At 41.5% G+C, this 17,721-nt stretch carries 20 protein-coding genes; all 20 read right to left on the minus strand.

Features of this window, described 5'->3' with window-relative positions:
* Positions 1–822, minus strand: a complete 822-nt coding sequence (locus tag ACEE44_RS01545; RefSeq protein WP_332410887.1) for a hypothetical protein — start codon at positions 820–822, stop codon at positions 1–3.
* A 99-nt stretch (positions 823–921) separates the two neighbouring features.
* Positions 922–1,578 carry a CBS domain-containing protein gene (locus tag ACEE44_RS01550; RefSeq protein WP_222328611.1) on the minus strand — a complete coding sequence of 219 codons (657 nt, stop codon included), beginning with the start codon at positions 1,576–1,578 and terminating at the stop codon, positions 922–924.
* Positions 1,579–1,896: 318 nt separating this feature from the next.
* Positions 1,897–2,508 carry an FMN-dependent NADH-azoreductase gene (locus ACEE44_RS01555; protein WP_449171013.1) on the minus strand — a complete coding sequence of 204 codons (612 nt, stop codon included), beginning with the start codon at positions 2,506–2,508 and terminating at the stop codon, positions 1,897–1,899.
* 123 nt (positions 2,509–2,631) lie between these two features.
* Entirely contained in the window at positions 2,632–3,039 is a 408-nt protein-coding gene (locus ACEE44_RS01560; protein ID WP_449171014.1) for a GNAT family N-acetyltransferase, read from the minus strand.
* 111 nt (positions 3,040–3,150) lie between these two features.
* Positions 3,151–3,753 carry a DUF1648 domain-containing protein gene (locus ACEE44_RS01565; RefSeq protein WP_449171015.1) on the minus strand — a complete coding sequence of 201 codons (603 nt, stop codon included), beginning with the start codon at positions 3,751–3,753 and terminating at the stop codon, positions 3,151–3,153.
* Entirely contained in the window at positions 3,740–4,018 is a 279-nt protein-coding gene (locus tag ACEE44_RS01570; RefSeq protein ID WP_105112794.1) for an autorepressor SdpR family transcription factor, read from the minus strand. Before ACEE44_RS01570 ends, ACEE44_RS01565 begins: the two co-directional genes overlap by 14 nt.
* A 143-nt stretch (positions 4,019–4,161) precedes the next feature.
* Positions 4,162–5,742, minus strand: coding sequence for a DEAD/DEAH box helicase (locus ACEE44_RS01575; protein WP_449171016.1), 1,581 nt, complete (start codon positions 5,740–5,742; stop codon positions 4,162–4,164).
* Between the two features lie 204 nt (positions 5,743–5,946).
* Positions 5,947–6,651: a hypothetical protein gene (locus ACEE44_RS01580; protein WP_449171017.1), complete on the minus strand. Its 705-nt coding sequence runs from the start codon at positions 6,649–6,651 to the stop codon at positions 5,947–5,949.
* Positions 6,652–6,664: 13 nt separating this feature from the next.
* The gene (locus ACEE44_RS01585; RefSeq protein WP_172091632.1) at positions 6,665–7,543 is read right to left on the minus strand and encodes an ATP-binding cassette domain-containing protein; all 879 of its coding nucleotides are present in this window, start codon (positions 7,541–7,543) and stop codon (positions 6,665–6,667) included.
* Between the two features lie 159 nt (positions 7,544–7,702).
* Entirely contained in the window at positions 7,703–8,281 is a 579-nt protein-coding gene (locus ACEE44_RS01590) for a YitT family protein (protein WP_172091631.1), read from the minus strand.
* Positions 8,282–8,374: 93 nt separating this feature from the next.
* On the minus strand, positions 8,375–8,758 hold the full coding sequence (locus tag ACEE44_RS01595; RefSeq protein WP_024397275.1) for a PH domain-containing protein: 384 nt from the start codon (positions 8,756–8,758) through the stop codon (positions 8,375–8,377).
* A gap of 60 nt (positions 8,759–8,818) precedes the next feature.
* Complete coding sequence (locus ACEE44_RS01600; RefSeq protein WP_172000381.1) at positions 8,819–9,244, minus strand: hypothetical protein; 426 nt, start codon at positions 9,242–9,244, stop codon at positions 8,819–8,821.
* 9 nt (positions 9,245–9,253) lie between these two features.
* Positions 9,254–10,072 carry a hypothetical protein gene (locus tag ACEE44_RS01605; RefSeq protein WP_318819481.1) on the minus strand — a complete coding sequence of 273 codons (819 nt, stop codon included), beginning with the start codon at positions 10,070–10,072 and terminating at the stop codon, positions 9,254–9,256.
* A gap of 94 nt (positions 10,073–10,166) precedes the next feature.
* On the minus strand, positions 10,167–11,711 hold the full coding sequence (locus tag ACEE44_RS01610) for a peptide chain release factor 3 (RefSeq protein WP_002935863.1): 1,545 nt from the start codon (positions 11,709–11,711) through the stop codon (positions 10,167–10,169).
* 177 nt (positions 11,712–11,888) lie between these two features.
* On the minus strand, positions 11,889–12,575 hold the full coding sequence (locus ACEE44_RS01615) for a YwaF family protein (protein WP_449171018.1): 687 nt from the start codon (positions 12,573–12,575) through the stop codon (positions 11,889–11,891).
* Positions 12,576–12,825: 250 nt separating this feature from the next.
* Complete coding sequence (locus ACEE44_RS01620) at positions 12,826–14,187, minus strand: UDP-N-acetylmuramoyl-tripeptide--D-alanyl-D-alanine ligase (protein ID WP_449171019.1); 1,362 nt, start codon at positions 14,185–14,187, stop codon at positions 12,826–12,828.
* Positions 14,188–14,388: 201 nt separating this feature from the next.
* Complete coding sequence (locus ACEE44_RS01625; protein WP_004298871.1) at positions 14,389–15,057, minus strand: ABC transporter ATP-binding protein; 669 nt, start codon at positions 15,055–15,057, stop codon at positions 14,389–14,391.
* Positions 15,058–15,066: 9 nt separating this feature from the next.
* Positions 15,067–16,143, minus strand: coding sequence for an ABC transporter permease (locus ACEE44_RS01630; RefSeq protein ID WP_449171020.1), 1,077 nt, complete (start codon positions 16,141–16,143; stop codon positions 15,067–15,069).
* Between the two features lie 2 nt (positions 16,144–16,145).
* Positions 16,146–16,523, minus strand: a complete 378-nt coding sequence (locus ACEE44_RS01635; RefSeq protein ID WP_449171021.1) for an OsmC family protein — start codon at positions 16,521–16,523, stop codon at positions 16,146–16,148.
* A 97-nt stretch (positions 16,524–16,620) separates the two neighbouring features.
* A complete protein-coding gene (locus tag ACEE44_RS01640) occupies positions 16,621–17,667 on the minus strand; it encodes a D-alanine--D-alanine ligase (RefSeq protein WP_449171022.1) in 1,047 nt (348 codons plus the stop codon).
* Positions 17,668–17,721: the final 54 nt, after the last annotated feature.

Here is a 17,721-nt window from a genome sequence, read left to right on the forward strand (position 1 = left end):
TTATCCCTCTTTCTTCTTCATCATGCGCAGGCTGATTTCAAAATCCTGCATATCTGCTTCGTTAAATTGTTTAATGGTATCGTCCAAATCCCTGTCAAAGGTTTCCAGAGCCAGCTTGGCCTGGGCAAGGCGCTCCTCTGCATTGAAAAAATCTTTTGGAGATTCCTTGATTTTCAAATAACCTTGTAAAATATCCCTAAAGCGGCTCATATTGGCTTCATGAATAGCTGTCAACTCTTCCCGCTTATCTGGCATATTTTCAAGTTTTTCCAGTATAACTTGGTTGTCCCTTTGAATATTGCAATAAGTTTCAAGAATTTCAGGAGCCAATTCTGCAATATAGGCTTGCTCGTCCCCAGGTTTAGCTTGCCTAGGAGGACGCTCACTTTTCAGATTATCATGACTTTCAGTAAAGGAGGAAGTCTGCTCAGGTATTTTCAATTGATACTTGAGTTGCAAGGTATCGACAATTTCCTTGCTTTGAAAGGCATCCAGGTATTTGCCATTCTTTTGATACAATTGGTCTAATTCAAATAATTCTCCCAAGATGCGACTACGCAAGCTTAAAACTGCTTTATCCTCACCATTTTCCGCCAACAATTGCTGGTGTTTTTCAAAACCAGACCGAATACTGAGTTGGAGGGTCTGCAAGCGGTTGATTTTATCCCCATGCAAAAAACGGTTGATATTATCACGCTGGAAAAGCTTACCAAGCATTGGTAAGACAACTTTCCCTAGAATTTTGAACAAACCGAAGACTAGAACAAGCAGGATACTCTCTATATCGTCATCTCTATACTTTTTGTATTTCTTATATCCCATACTTCCTCCTCTCGTAATCCCTTTTATTATACCATATAACTAATTTGTCTAGTCAAAACTTCTTTACAAAAAGAAGAAAAAGCCGAGAAATCTCGACTTTTAGATATTTTTTGCAACAGTTGGTACTAGACTATCAATTTGCAAACCCGCACCCTCGAATAGGCTACGAACTTCTTCTACATCTACCTTACCATCAATTTGGACTTCAATCACAACCTTGCCTGACTTAGTCGCTAGTTGGACAGTAGAAACAATATTATATTCTTTATCAGCTACCAGACGGATGATTTTTTCTAACTCCCCTGCCTTATTTTCCACAAGGAAACGTGCACGAACACCTTCTTCGCCATAACCTGACACATGGAGAAAGGCTGCAAATACATCTCGGTCAGTAATGACGCCATAGAGTTGTCCATTATCCACTACAGGCAAGATACCGACCTTGTTTTTGTACATAAGATAGACAGCATCTTCCAAACTAGCATAGCCTGAAACAGTGATGACATTTTTTATCATGACATCCTTGACCTTAGTCTTGTTCAGAAGATAGTTCATCTCGTAGATAGATAAACTGGTTGCCTTAGATGGACTGGCTTCAGCAATGGTTCCTTCCGTCACCAAGCCGACTAATTTGTCATTTTCAATTACAGGCAAACGGTGCAGGCCTTGCTCACGCATCAAATCAGCCGCATGGGCAATGGTTGTATCTGGTGAAATGTAAACAACTTTGCGGGTCATAAAATCTTTAACTGACATAGGATTTCCTCCTCGTATTTTCCTACTTCAATTATAGCACAATGAGAAAACGATTTCAATATTTTGTGAAAAGAAATGAAAATTAGGGCGGATAATCAGCAGAAAGATGGCTAAGCCAAGACATCTTTTATTGAAGGGAGATTAGACAGCCACTGTTCTCCATTTTGACTTCCTCCTCTGTCCATGTCTTTCTATCCAGCAGGTGTTCTGCCTTTTCAATAACATCTGATGTAGCTTGACTAAATTCTCGATTGGCAAATAGTAAAAATGTAGGCGAAAGCAAGAAGACTTAGATAATCTCCAAAATCTTTTTTACTATTAAAAACTTTCTAAAATTTTATCAATCTTAACCATCGCTTTATCATAGATAACCTGAGCCTGACTTGGATCGGCAGATTGCCCTTCGATAAAGACCTGATGAATGTCTTCAAAGCCTAAAAATTCAAAGATAGACTTAATATACTGGGCGGCTGGATCCTGACCTGTATAAACACCACCATTGGACTGGATGTGCAGGAGTTTTTTTCCTTTGACCAATCCGATAGATCCTTCCGGTCCATACTTGAAGGTCAGGCCTGCTACATTGATGGTATTGACCCAGGACACCAGCTGACTGGGTACATTGAGGTTCCATAGAGGGTTGATGACGACAATAGCATCTGCGGCTAAAAATTGCTTAGTTAACTCATTATAGCGTTCTAGACGTTCGGCTTGTTCTGGATTGATTTCTACTCCCTTCTTAGCTGCTCCCATTGCTTCAAATAGGGGCTTGTCCAAGGCTGGAATTTGGTCTTCAAAGACATCAACTACTTCTATCTTATCTTCTGGATGCAAACTAGCGTATCGTGCTTGAAATTCCTCCAAGGCCCGCAAAGCATAGGATTTTTGTGCATCGAGGGGATGGGCTTTTACAATCAGTAGAGTTGCCATAATATTTCTCCTTATTATCACTAATTATCGGTAGTTCTATTCTACTCTTTTTGATTTGAATTTCAAATCACCTGCTCACAGCAAGAGGCTGGTCAACCAGCCTCTGCTTTTCTTGTTTGTTTCTTATTTTAAATAAGTATAAGCAACACAGCCTAAACTATCAACAGCCGTAAAACCGAGTGCCTCATAGAAAGACCGTGTCTTCTCAGTATTGTCCGTCAAGAGATGAAGCTGATAAATACCTGGAAAGTGGGTAATGGCTTGCTCTAAAAGAGTGCGACCAATTCCCTGACGCTGATAGGTTGGCAGGACCAAGATATCCTGAATAAAAACGATTGAATGCCCGTCACCAACTGCCCGCAAAAGACCAACTAGTCGGTCACCGTCAAAGGCCGCAAGAACAAACAGGCTATGTTTCAAGGCCTTCTGTAACATGGTAGGCCGGTCAGTATAATTTGTCCAACCAACTGAATCATAGATTTCAAGGACTGCTTGAAAATCAAGTTGAGGATTTTGTTTGTAAGTAATCATGTCTTTCTCCTTTGTATTGTTTTTTAGAATACAAAAGCTTTATCCATTGTCAAAATGCCCATGGTCACCCCTCCTGTTTTACTACTTCTAGTATAACAAAAACTGCTCCAATTATGAAGCAGTTTTGTAACGACGATAAAAATAATAGAGACTCAAGGTTATGACAGATATACCAAACAAAATCAGCACAAGGATAGATAGGGATGGTGAGCCTATTAGACTAACTAGCAACAATAATCCACCAATAATGAAGAGATAGCCTGCCTGCTTTCTTCCCTTTCGTTCTATTTCATTGGTCTTGCTATCCAATTCCTCCTTGGGTAAATAATTCCCTATTAGCATATAGACGATAGCCAGCAGTCCAATGACAAGCCTACGGTAATCTAATTCTCCTCCTAAATTATACCAGAGTAAAGAAACTTGAATGATGAGAGCCAGTAGCGGAAAAAGCCATTTGACCACTCGAATGACTGGTGTTTTCCCTATCCCTTTCACATCATAAAGTACACAAATGAATAGGTGAACATAAAAGAATAGTAGCGGTGTCAAAATTGTCACCATATACTTGGCCATAGTGCCATTTGGCTCACCATTTACCCAAAAATGCGTTACCATGGTATCCGGCAATGCTCCATAGTAATAAATCGTCAATAAAGCAATCAGTAGGAATATACTAGAAGTTGCAAATAAAGTTTTTATGTCAATTTTCTTCATCTTGTTGCCCTCCAAAACTTGCAATCCAAACCAAGACTTCTTCAAAGACCGTATAGTTTAGACGATAATAAATAAAATTTTTCTGCTTTTCCTCCAAAATTAATCCAGCTTTTTTCAAAGTGGATAAATGATGAGAAACTGTTGCTCCTGTTAAATGAAATTGTTCTACAATTTCCCCAGCAGACTTCGGCCCCGACTTAAGACTATCTAAAATTTGCCTACGAATAGGAGCAGAAATTGCCTTCAAGGTTTCAGACAATCCCATAATAAGCCTCCTTGTCCATCTATTTAGAAATATTTCTAAATAGAATTATACTCTGTTTTTATTGTTTGTCAAGAACTATTTCGATTATTTTCTAAATAGATTTTAAAAAAACAGACCACTCTTTATGGTCTGTCAAATACGGCTTATCTCTCACCCTTATTGCGAATTACAAAGCCTGTTTGCTTTTCGCTTGAAGTGCGTTGGTGTGGTTTTTTGTTGTCTTGACGGCGGTTGTCACGTTTGAACTTGTCATCACGACGGTTGCGGTCGTTACGATCACCACGGCGTCCTCCACGGTCTCGGTTGCGGTCACTGTCACGACGGCCACCACGATCACGGTCGCGACCACCACGTCCACCTTTGCCTTTGGCTTGACCAGGAGCAAACTTGAATGGCAATGGTTTTTCACGCGCAATTTCTACCTCTGGCAGACTTTCTGGATCCTGAACAGTCAAGGTCAATACATAAAGCGCTAACTCTTCAGGAGTAAATTCAGCCGCTAACTGAATAGCATCTTTCTTGAACTTATCAAAATTGCTACGGATGGTTTCATCCGCCATTTCACGCTCAATTTTCTTCAAAGCAACTTTCTTCTTGGCTTCAAATGCTTCCTGAGCAGTTGCTGGCTTGAGACCTTTCATACGTTTCTTGGTCAAATCTTCGATGATAGCCAAGTAACCCATTTCATTGGGAGATACAAAGGTAATAGACTGACCGGATTGACCAGCACGACCTGTACGACCGATACGGTGCACATAGCTTTCTGGGTCTTGTGGAATATCGTAGTTATAGACATGCGTTACACCTGAAATATCCAAACCACGCGCCGCAACGTCCGTCGCAACAAGGACATCAATCTGGTCATTTTTAAAATCTCGGATGACACGAAGGCGCTTGTTCTGGTCCAAATCTCCGTGAATCCCTTCTGCACGGAAACCACGCAGTTTGAGTCCACGAGTCAATTCATCGACACGGCGTTTGGTACGACCGAAGACGATAGACAATTCTGGCTGATCAACATCCATGAGGCGAGTCATGGTATCAAATTTTTCATTCTCTTTGACACGGATATAGTATTGATCCACGTTGACGTTGGTCAATTCCTTGGCCGCAATCTTAACGTGCTCAGGCTCTTTCATGAACTTGACACCGATACGCTTGATTGGCTCAGGCATGGTCGCAGAAAATAGAAGGGTCTGGCGACTTGCTGGCACACGTTCGATGATCGCTTCAATATCATCCAAGAAGCCCATGTTGAGCATTTCATCCGCCTCATCAAGAATAAGGGTTTCAACTCCGTCAAGCTTGAGGGCTTTTCTCTTAATCAAGTCCAAGAGACGACCAGGTGTACCAACTACGATATGGGCACCTGAACGAAGGGCCTTGATTTGTTTTTCAATGCTAGAACCACCGTAAACAGAGCGAACTTTTACACCCTTTTCACGACCAAATTTGAAGAGTTCTTCCTGACTTTGTACCGCCAACTCACGTGTTGGGGCAATAATCAAGGCTTGGACAGCTTGATTGTCGATGTCAATCTTGTTGAGGGTTGGCAGACCGAAAGCTGCAGTTTTTCCTGTACCTGTCTGTGCCTGACCAATCACATCTTTGCCTTCCAAAGCAAGCGGAATGGTCTGCTCCTGAATTGGTGACGGCGTTTCAAACCCCGCCTTCTCAACGGCAAGCAAAATGTCTTCGGACAGATTTAATTCAGTAAATTTCAATGTATTCTCTTTTCTAAAAGGCAGTACGAAGCTACCTTATCTCACTTTATTTGTAACAATTATTTCCACTGGCAGCGAACTAACCAGTATCAGACTTGCAACTTACCTAGTATAACACATTCTCAGCATTAAGGTGAGGATTTACCTTGGAAATCAAAATAATACGTTTTCACAAAAAGCAACCTCTCTCGAGATTGCCTATTCTTACTTCAATTCCTTTTTTGAAAATAGCAGAGCACCGCAGATGAAGTAGCCCAAACTAAAGACCCGTGCCAAGATTGACGGCCAAGAGAGCAAGTTCTCCAAGTCAGCCGCTACAGATAATTGTGAAAACATCATAAAGTCCGAAAAAAAATCCGTTTTAAGAAGAATGCCTGTCGCCATCATGAACAACTGATCAAACAAGAAGGCAATCAATATATAGACCATGTAAGCCTGATAGATTTTTGGGAAAATGACAAACAAGATTGTACAAAAACTAGCAATCACAATATAAAAGGGCAACTGATAACCAAAACCTTCTAAAAGAACCCCGTAATCTGTTGCTCCATTCATCATCTGACGAGCAAAACCAGTCAGCATATAGGCAAATAAGACATAGAAGACACAAAGTCCCACACTAGACAACCACTTGTGAGTAAAAATCTTCAAACGGTTCTGGGTACGTACCAGACTATTATTGACTGTCCGAAACTGGAAATCATCCCAAAAGAAAATCTTGGCTGGTGCCACAAAAAAGAGAGGCAACAAGTTTGTCCAGTTAGACAGAATATCCTCCGCCCCAACAGCAGTCAGTTCCTGACTACTGCTATAAGCCAAAATCAGACTGAGAACAATCAATATTGCCAGACTAACCAAGGATAATCTTTCCTTACGAATACGATACCAATCTGCTTTCACCAAATTCATTTTCCACTTCCTCCTAGTTCAACAAGCTCAAATAATACTCTTCCAAATGCTGGCCCTGACGGTAAATCTCCAGAATTTCAATCCCTGATTGACCCACCAAATCAATAAGAGATTGAACATGTTCATCCGCATCCAAGACCAAACCAGCTTCTTCCAAACTAACTTCCAGCCCCTTTTCTTCCAAATAAACCTTCACAGCTGCATTGTCTGCCGTATCCAGATAGAGCTTTCTCGCCACAACCGCTGCCAAATCAGCCCTGGTCAGATCACGAATGACCTTGCCCTTGTGCATGATGACAAAACGATCTGCCAACAACTCCAACTCCGACAAGATATGACTAGAAATCAGGACCGTCATTCCGTACTCACCCCGCAAGCGCAGGATGATATCACGCACCTCCTTGATCCCAGACGGATCCAAACCATTGATTGGCTCATCCAAAATCAAAAACTCTGGAAAGTCAATAATCGCCAAGGCAATGGACATCCGCTGCCTCATCCCAAGGGAAAAATTCTTGACCTTCTTCTTCCGATCCACATCCCCCAAACCAACTAAGTTCAGCACTTGCTTGATACGCTCCGTTGGATTTTCTAAGGACAATTGCAGAGCTGCATACATAAGATTGTCCCAGGCAGACATATTGGGGTAGAGGGTAGGCGATTCGATAATAGCTCCCATCTTAACTGGTTTTGGAAAAATCAGCTGACCCGTCGTTGGAAAAATCAGCCCTGACAAGATTCGGATTAGAGTTGTTTTCCCCGCACCATTTTGTCCAACCAAACCACAAATCTCTCCACGCTGGATGGCAAAGGATACCTGATCTACCGCAGCCTGCTGACCATAGACCTTACTCATTCCCTCAATTCGTAACAAGACATTCTCTGAATTCATAACACGCTCCTGTTTGTACCTTTGTTTTGATGTCTTAATTATATCATACAAACAATACAGCGTCAAGTCGAAAAATTAAAAAAGTTTGGAAAGAAGCCAATTCAAAAAATAAAACCTATACTCACCGTCCAGTACTGACTGGTGAATACAGGTTCTATCCTATTTCCATTTGGTCAAACACAAGTCTAAGGCTTTACTGATAAGAAAGACCATAACCAGGGTCCAAAACGTTTTGAACCAACCAATTTTAAAAGCCAAGGGTGTCACTACCAAAATATCAAAAATCAAAATAACCCTTGTAATCTTCCAATTGAAATATTTGTTACATAATAAGGCAACTATGTCACTACCTGCTGTTGATCCGTTTCCTTTAAGAACCAGAGCCATGGACAAACCAGTCGCTAGACCAGCTACTATAGCAGAGGGAATAAGAGGAAGCCATTGGGCCTGTAGAAATCTTGTCACATACATAGTCGCCGACATAGAACCCACTGCCAAAAAAGTATAGAAGACCCTTACTCTACTCAAAAAACGGTAGGCCAAAACTAGGAGAACACCATTGAATATAAAACTTGTTACCCCTGCTTCCATGCCCATAGTGTAGTAAAAAAGCAAGGCAAGCCCTGTGACCCCACCTTCTCCAAACTCATGGGGAATAACCAACATATTCAAAACTAGGGCATACAAGATCCCACCCATAACAATCAGTAAACAATCTTTTAAACCTATCTTTGACATAAAAACACCTATTGTATTTGTCTATATTTAGTATATCAAAAAAAGTAGAAAGCGGATACACTTTCTACTCATTCTACACCGATATTGTTAGGATTATTTCCCCAAAACTGCGGATGCTAAGGCTTTTTGGATAGCAATAACACTCTTGTCACTCTTGAACTGGAGAGTTTCTGCTGGCTCTGCCGCAGAAGAAATCCAAATTTTTAATTCAGCATCCAAGTCAAAATGACCGGAGGTTTCGACCGTAAATCGTGAAATCGAACGATAGGGAATAGACTTGTAGGAAACCTTCTTGCCTGACATTCCTTGCTTGTCCACCAAAATCAACCGATACTCGGTAAAAACAATCAAGTCGCGGACCAAACTAAAGGCCATTTCTACCTGTTCCGCATCCAAAAGGATGTCTGCCAACTCCTGCTCTACCTTGTCATTATTCATCTGTGAGGCATTGCCCATCAAACCTGAAAACAAACCCATGTGTTTACTCCTTATACCTATTCTTAAAAATCCGAAAGATAAACCACTCTAGTCAGGATCTTACTCCTTATTATCGTTAAAAAGTTTATCAAGCCAATTTCCATCTTTGGTTTTATCATCTTCTTTAACCGTTACTTCAACTCGCCCATTTGGGTCTTCTATTGTTTTTTTTACCGTATATTCATAATCATGGCGCGAGGTTAATACAATAGTAAAATCTGAATGTTCTTCATATGCTTTAGGAATTTCAATACTGATACTATCAGTATCTGATGAATACGGATCTGTCTCACTAGTAACTTCTGTCCCCTCATCAGCCAAAATAGTCAAATCTTTAATTACTTCACCAGTCTTATTGATAACGGTTATATAGCGTCCCTTTTCCTCATTTTGCTCCGCTGTTTGATTACTATTTTTTGCACAAGCACCTAACGACAGTGATAAAAAAACTAAGAATAATCCTTTAAAAATACTTTTCTTACTCATTTTTAAGCTTTACCTTTTTCCTTTCTTTGACTTTTTCAAAAGTTGTTTTCCAACCATAGTTGATGTATCTTGGAATGAAGAAATATCGCTTTTTACCCAACGACTCTGTTTCTCAAGAGAGTCATAAAAAAATGGCATTGCATCAATGATACTCGGCTCTATACTAGCATATAAGAGAACACCTAGGGTAACCGATAGCACATACAATATTCCCATATTCCCCATAGCTGCATTTATTGTTACCAATTTCAGCATTCCCAGAAGGATTACAACTATCAAACAAACACCACTGATAGATTTTAATCCAATCCAAGAAATAAGTATAGCGAATAGTATCACATAATGTGTGTCAATAGGAAAACCAATACCTAAAACGGAAAATCTCTCGGTTATCAATAACATATTGATAATTCCTGATAAAGTAACAATATTTACAATAAGAAGTGCTGTGTCTAAAATAGAATGAAATAATTCATGCACTCCTTTGAATCGAACAAGGTATGCACCGTAAATGAAGGTGGCATAGATTCCACCAATTAAATTAGGCTTAAATACAACTGCTTTCGTAGAGCCTCCAACAAACCAATTACGAAATGATAAAATGATAGCAATTGAGAGTAAGATAACAGCTAACCAGCCTTTCAGATTGCGATTAACCATTGAAGAGGAGGCAGCGATATTTTCAGGTGAACTTCCATACATTTCTGAGAAAGCATTTTTGGCAAGCAAAGCTGCTTCTTCTTGGCTGTTTGCTGTAATGATGTAAGTATGTCTCTCTTCATCAACTTTAGTCACTTCACCTCTTGTATGAACCATGTATTCAGCCATAAGTAATCTCACCTTTCTTTCATTACACATTTATTATACAATTCAATTCACAACCTGTCAAAATGAAAAAAGAAATGGAAGTTCTATTCCTTTTCTACATCTTCTCTTCCAACTCCACATCAGGATATTTGTCCGCAAACCAGCGGAGGGCGAAGTCGTTTTCAAAGAGGAAGACGGGTTGGTCGAAGCGGTCTTTGGCTAGGATGTTACGGCTTGATGACATGCGTTCATCCAGGTCTTCTGGCTTGATCCAACGGACTGTCTTTTTACCCATTGGGGTCATGACTACCTCAGCATTGTACTCGCCTTCCATGCGGTGTTTGAAGACTTCAAACTGGAGCTGACCAACAGCACCCAGCATATACTCGCCAGTCTGGTAGTTCTTGTAGAGCTGGATCGCTCCTTCTTGCACCAGTTGCTCAATTCCCTTATGGAAAGATTTTTGTTTCATGACGTTTTTGGCAGAAACTTTCATGAAAATTTCAGGTGTGAAAGTCGGTAGCGGTTCGAATTCAAACTTGTTCTTACCTACGGTCAAGGTATCTCCTACCTGGTAAGTTCCTGTATCGTAAACCCCGATAATGTCACCCGCCACTGCATTTTCCACATTCTCACGGGATTCGGCCATGAACTGGGTCACGTTGGACAACTTGGCTCCCTTGCCTGTACGAGGCAGGTTGACCGCCATGCCGCGTTCAAATTCGCCCGAAACCACACGGACAAAGGCAATGCGGTCGCGGTGACGAGGGTCCATATTAGCTTGGATTTTGAAAACAAAACCTGAAAAGTCTTTGTTGAGCGGGTCAATGACGTCGCCTGTCGTTGTCTTGTGACCATGTGGCTCTGGAGCAAACTCCAAGAAGGTATCTAGGAAGGTCTGCACACCAAAGTTGGTCAGGGCTGAGCCGAAGAAAACAGGTGTCAAATCGCCGTCCAAAATCGCCTGCTCTGAAAATTCATTCCCAGCTTCCGCCAGAAGTTCAATATCATCCAGAACTTGTGCATAAAATGGGTTAGAACCAAAGAGCTTGTCGCCTTCATCCAAGCTTGCAAACCGTTCATCGCCTCGGTAGAGTTCCAAGCGTTTGTTATGGAGGTCATAAAGTCCCTCAAAGGATTTTCCCATACCAATCGGCCAGTTCATCGGATAGCTGGCAATGCCCAAGACTTCTTCCAACTCTTGCAGCAAATCAAGTGGCTCACGGCCATCACGGTCCAACTTGTTGATAAAAGTAAAAACAGGAATGTTGCGATGCTTCACAACCTCAAAGAGCTTTTTGGTCTGAGCCTCGATACCCTTGGCAGAGTCCACCACCATGACAGCCGCATCCACCGCCATCAAAGTCCGATAAGTATCCTCAGAGAAGTCTTCGTGCCCTGGTGTATCTAGGATATTGACACGCTTTCCTGCATAGTCAAACTGCATAACAGAGGAGGTAACAGAGATACCACGTTGTTTCTCAATATCCATCCAGTCAGACTTGGCAAAGTTACCAGTCTTTTTCCCCTTGACCGTACCTGCTTCACGAATCTCCCCACCAAAGTAGAGCAACTGCTCGGTAATGGTGGTCTTACCCGCGTCCGGGTGAGAGATGATCGCAAAGGTACGGCGTTTCTTGATTTCTTCTTGTAGTGACATGATGTTTATTCCTTTTCTTTTTCTGTATATAGGTTCATAGCAGAGCTGGGCTCTAAATTACTTCAATTTACATTGGTTTAATCCTCATTCTTTGACAGTTCAGCTTAAAACAAAAGAGCTGCTGTGCAACTCTTTTATTATAACGGATTCGCATAGATTTTTCAAACGCTTGGAAACTCAATCTTGGAGCAGATAGACCAATTTCTTTTTCCAATATAATTGGAACCCTGCCTGAACAGAACTAATTAAACATGATATCACTAGCGTGAGGAGAACAAAATTAAACAAAATCACTTGGCTATTGACTATGGGTAAGCGAGTCAAATAACCATAATTACCTTTTGTCAACCAATTAACAAAAAGCATGACCAGATGAAGCATGACTGTCAGTGACAAACGCTCCCGTCTTGAAAGACTGAATTGATGTCCCTCTGTCAAAATATAAGACAAACACAACACTGCTAAAGCATAATGACCAACCACAAAGGTAAAGAAGGTCAGATGTGGAAAAGGAAAGGGATCGAAGACCGGGTAAATAAAAGCCACCAAGGAACCAATGAGACCAAGATAGGAAAAGTAGAGTTTCAAATCTCCCTTCCTAGCAAACAGTAAAAATAATATGGCTAGTCGACAATGATAAAAGGGTAAACTTTCAGATAGGGGAAAATCAGCCCAAACATACCAAGTATATAGACTAACCACTTGAAAAAGTAAAATTGTCCAAAACAAACGGTTAAACCAAGTTTTAGTATAATATTGCGTGGTCAAGTAAAGCAAGATAAAAAGCAGTAGCAACAAGCCAAGGTGAGTAAATAACCCTAGATGCGGGCCATGCGAAACTTGATTAGTAAAAAAATCATTCATACTTTCTCCCCCTAAATCCTTTCTAACCATTCAAACCAAAGATAGTATATCAAATTTTATAAATGTTTACAAGCTGGATTAAAAAATTAGGACGTCAACTAGTAGGATAATAATGATAATAACCTGTAAATTCTAATTTCCATGTCTGGCCATCTTTCTATGTTATTAGAAAATACCTTAGGTTCTTGACGAAAAATAAAATATGGCGGAACTTCCCCCTATAAAAGTAGGAGAAATTCAATCATATTCACTATTTTACTAATTCTTCCACCACTTTAGCCAACTGCATTGAGTTAGAGCCCTTGAGCAAGATCTGATCATTGGTTCCTAATACTGACTGAACCTGTTTTACCAGGTCTTCAAATTGGTCCTGCTCTGTATTTTTCCTAAAGAAATAGACTTTTCCAATCGGGAACATCTGACTAGCCAACTGGGCCAGACCTTCAATATCCTGACCGTAGAAAATGACGGTGTCTAGCACATCAGGCGACAGGCTCAGAATCATCTGATTGTGGAGTTCGACGGATTGGTGTCCCAGTTCTTTCATGTCTGCCAAGACTGCAATTTTCTTACCGCCTTCATTGGCTGGAATGCTAGAGAAGGTTTCCAAAATCAATCGCATAGCGGTTGGATTGGCGTTGTAGACATCGCTGAGAATATCTGCTCCGTTTGTTGCCTTCTTCCACTCGGTACGGTTGCGGGTCAAGTTTAGACTGGCTAGGGCTGAGGTGATTGCCTCATCAGGCACACCCAAGGTCTTGCCCACGTAGCTTGCAACCATGGCATTGGTGGCATTGTACTTGCCTGTTACAGGCAGGAAAATGTCGCCGGCCATAAAGTTTACGGTGAAGGTCAGGGTATCTTTTGACTCAACCAGACTAGTCACCTGCAATTCAGCCTGCTCACCGAAGCGAATAAGTTCTACATGGCTTGGCAAGAGCTTATCCGCAATCGGATCTGCTGGGATCAAGAGTTTACTACCTGGCTCCATTCCATCTGCAATCTGTAATTTTCCTTTGGCAATCTCTTCGCGTGAGCCGAAAAATTCCAAATGCGCTTCACCAAACAGGGTAATAACTGATAGGCTTGGTTTGGCAATTTCAGAAAGCAAGTGAATATCGCCTAAGTGGTCTTGGCCCATTTCCAAGACCAGTTTTTCTGTATCATCTGGCATATGAAGGACGGTGTAAGGCAGACCAATTTCATTGTTATAGTTGCCTTGGGTCTTGTAAGTCTTATAGGTGGTGGCTAGGACATCGTGAATCATGTCCTTGGTGGTCGTTTTACCGTTTGAGCCTGTCACGGCAATGACTTCTACCCCTGTTTTCTCTAGGTAGTAGGCCGCTAATTGTTGAAGCGCAGCCAAGCAGTCATCTACTAGAAGGTGGGGAACATCAAGGCTGACTTCCGAAAGGGTTACTGCGCAGCCATTTTCAAAAGCAACAGGAATAAAGTCATGACCGTCACGCGCACCCTTGAGGGGAATAAAGAGGTCACCTGCTGTGACGAGGCGGCTGTCGAACTCGACCTTGTTGAGTGCTGTATCAGGATAAAGACTACTATCATTTTTTGCGCCCAAGACCTGAGCGACTTCGTGTAGGGTTAATTTCATTGTTTTCTCCAATAAACTAAAGGCTAGTTTCACCCCCACACCGCTTCTCAAAATTTGCGTCAACATCTCAGCGCAGTGGTTGATTGGCAGATTTGTTCGTGTTTTACACTCCAAATCTGTCCTAATCAACTGTGCGGGGGCGGGAAAACGAACTCTATTTTTGACCTTTCGAGTTCTTTCCCGCTCCCATTATACCATTTTTTATCGAACTTGAGTGAGGACACCATCTTTCATCTCATAAACCTTGTCGCATTTTTCAATCATGCGCTGGTCATGTGTCACCATGATGATGGATTTGTTTCGTTCTTTGGCTTCCTTAGCTAATAACTCAACCACTTCAAAAGCGCGATTACTATCTAGACTGGCTGTCGGCTCATCAGCAAGAATCAAGGCTGGATCATTATAAAGTGCACGGGCAATAGCTACCCGCTGACGTTCTCCGCCTGACAAATCCTTAGGGAACTTGTTTTTGAGATGGTCCACACCCAATTCAGATAGGAGTTCGTTTCGCTTGCTCGGTTCAGCTTTCTTATTGACCTTATCAACCAAGGTTAATTGTTTTTCGACCGTTAAAAATGGAATCAAATTGGAAGCCTGCAAGACAAAACCAATATCCTTATAGCGCAATTTGGCACGTTTTTTCTCAGGTAAATCAGAATAGTCCGATTGATTGATTAAAACACGGCCCGTTGTCGGTGTTTGTAAACCACCCGCCAAGGTCAAAAATGTTGACTTCCCAGAACCAGATGGTCCAATGATGGCAACAAATTCGCCTTCTTCAATGCTAAAATTTGTTGGTTTAAGAGCCGTAATGGTTTGGCTACCATCTTGGAAGGTCTTACTAATATTTTCAAAAATAAGTGTTTTCATAAGAACCTCCTAAGATAGATTTCGTAATGGATCTACCTTAAAGATAGATCCTACAGAGAAACTAGCACCCAATAGGGCAAATACAACTAGTGCTAGGCCGATTGCAATATAGAAGGTCCAGTTATTCTCAAATGGAACAGCGCTCGGCAAGACAAGGGATGACAAATAAGTCCCAGCCAATCCAAGGACGGTTCCCACACCAGCCAGTAGGAAGGTTTGAGCCAGTACAGAACCTGAGATATAGCCATTTGAAAGACCTTGAATTTTCATCAGGCCAAAAATCGGCGATTTCTGTGTTGTCAACACAAAGATAAAAATACCAACAACAATAGCTGAGATGACAATCAAGAATCCTATCATAAAGCCAAAGGTCATATTTTGTGCCTTATATCCTGGCAGATTTTCAATAAAGTCTGCAATGGCAACTTTTTCCAGCTCATCTGGTAGAGAAGCGACATCTCCACGAACGACAATGGCACTGGCAAGATTACTCGTTGCAGCTTGTTGTTTATCAGCCTGCATCAATTCTGCAAATGCCGTAAAGTCCATATATACAACAGGCGCCACTCCAAAGTAGGCGTTGTCTGTATAACCTACAATGGTCACTTTTTCGTCAGTGCCCGACAGATAGACTTCATCACCTAGCCCAAAACCTTCTACTTCTGACAAGGTTTTGTCTACAAGGACTTCTCCCGTATTTTCATACAGACGACCTTCTACAATATTTGGAACGATAAAACTATCTGATTCAACAGCAAAGATGTTTACCTTTTCTTTTTCGTCTGAGGTGGCATTTTCATCCACATAGGCAACTCCAGCTTGTTGGCGAATCAAGGCCTTGTCACTAGCATCCACCTGATCAAGCAGGCTCGTATCAATTTTGGATGCTGTAATCAGGCGATTGCTTTCTGAATTAAGCAAGACATAATCTGCCTGCCATTTATCAACTGCTGTTCTATTTTCCTGCATGAGACCATAAGCCAAACCCGTCAGGAAAAAGACCAAGTAGGAAATCAGGATCAACAAACCTAAAATCAAGCCATAACGCAACTTATTTTGTCGCATTTCTTCGATTGCTAAAAACATGCCTATACCTCTTCCAACAGTCCAAAGTGAATGGCGAAACTGATGTCGTCACTCAAGAGCGCTTTTACCTTGCATCTCTGCTCAACGTAGGCTAAGATGGCAGCCTGCTTTTCTTCCGAAACTTTTTCAGCCAATCGGATAGACACTTCGAATTGTCTATCTTCCAGCTGAGAAGAAACTTGAACAGGCATGGTTTTATTGCCTTCTTGGCTGGCATAGTAGCCCTGCACGCACATGGTCACACAGGCAGCCAATCCTATATTGACCAAACTAACTGGAGTTTCCCCCTTCTCCGTCACCCCAAAGGTACGAACCGGTTCACCATAACCTTGAGAAACTGCCTGAAACAGACCTTCCCCTTTTACTGTCGTTTGATACATAAACACCTCCACATACTAGAGACTATTCTAATCTTTTTTGCAAACCTTTGCAAGAATGTGAACTAGAAAAAGATTGGAAATTTTCCAATCTTTTTCACTAAATCAAATGACTTTCACGTTTTTCAAACATTTCTTTGGCCAAGCCAACCAACTCTTCAATCAAGTCTGGGTAAGCTAGGCCCATATTATCCCAAAGGAGTGGATACATAGACCACTGGGTAAATCCTGGCATGGTGTTGAGCTCATTCAGGAAGATGTCGCCGTCTTCTGTCAGGAAGAAATCACAGCGAGAAAGTCCACAACCACCGATAGCACGGAAGGCTTGGGCAGCATTGTCCCGCATAATGTCCATGATAGACTCATCAATCTTAGCTGGGATTTCCATGGTGATTTTGTTATCGATGTATTTGGCATCGTAGTCATAAAAAGCAACGTCTTTGACTACTTCGCCAGGAAGTGTCGTTTTCACGTCAGCATTTCCCAAAAGACCAACCTCAATCTCACGCGCATTAACACCCTGCTCAACGAGGACACGGCTGTCATACTTGAAGGCCAGCTCAAGTGCCTTACGCAAGCCAGCTAAATCCTCAGCTTTTGAGATACCGACACTTGACCCCATATTAGCTGGTTTTACAAAGACCGGATAAGTCAATTTTCCTTCAATCTCTGCAATCTTTTCGTCAATATTTTCACCCTCTATAACTGCCACATAAGGTACTTGGGAGATTCCTGCTGAATCAAGTACGCGCTTGGTAGTGATTTTGTCCATGGCAACGCTAGAAGACAAGATATTGGTACCAACATACGGCATACGAAGCACTTCCAAGAAGCCTTGGATCGATCCATCTTCCCCCATTGGTCCGTGAAGGACAGGGAAAACGACTGCATTTTCTTCATAAATATCACTCGGACGGATTTTTTGCTCTTCAATAATCGTCGCATTGGTCATCAATTTTTCATCAGCAGCTGGTGTTTGAGAAAATTCTTGGGTCTTCACAAAGTCACCAGCTTGCGTGATGAAATAGGTTTTTACAAAGAATTTATCATAATTGATGGCACGCATGACGCTCTCAGCTGATAAAACGGATACTTCTCGCTCTGCTGATCGGCCACCGTATAGTAAAATCAAGGTTTCTTTTGACATATCTTTTCCTTTTCTAATTCAAAATTACTATGGTTAGTATAGCATAAATTTTCA

The organism is Streptococcus sp. 32226D021BW, from assembly GCF_053545015.1.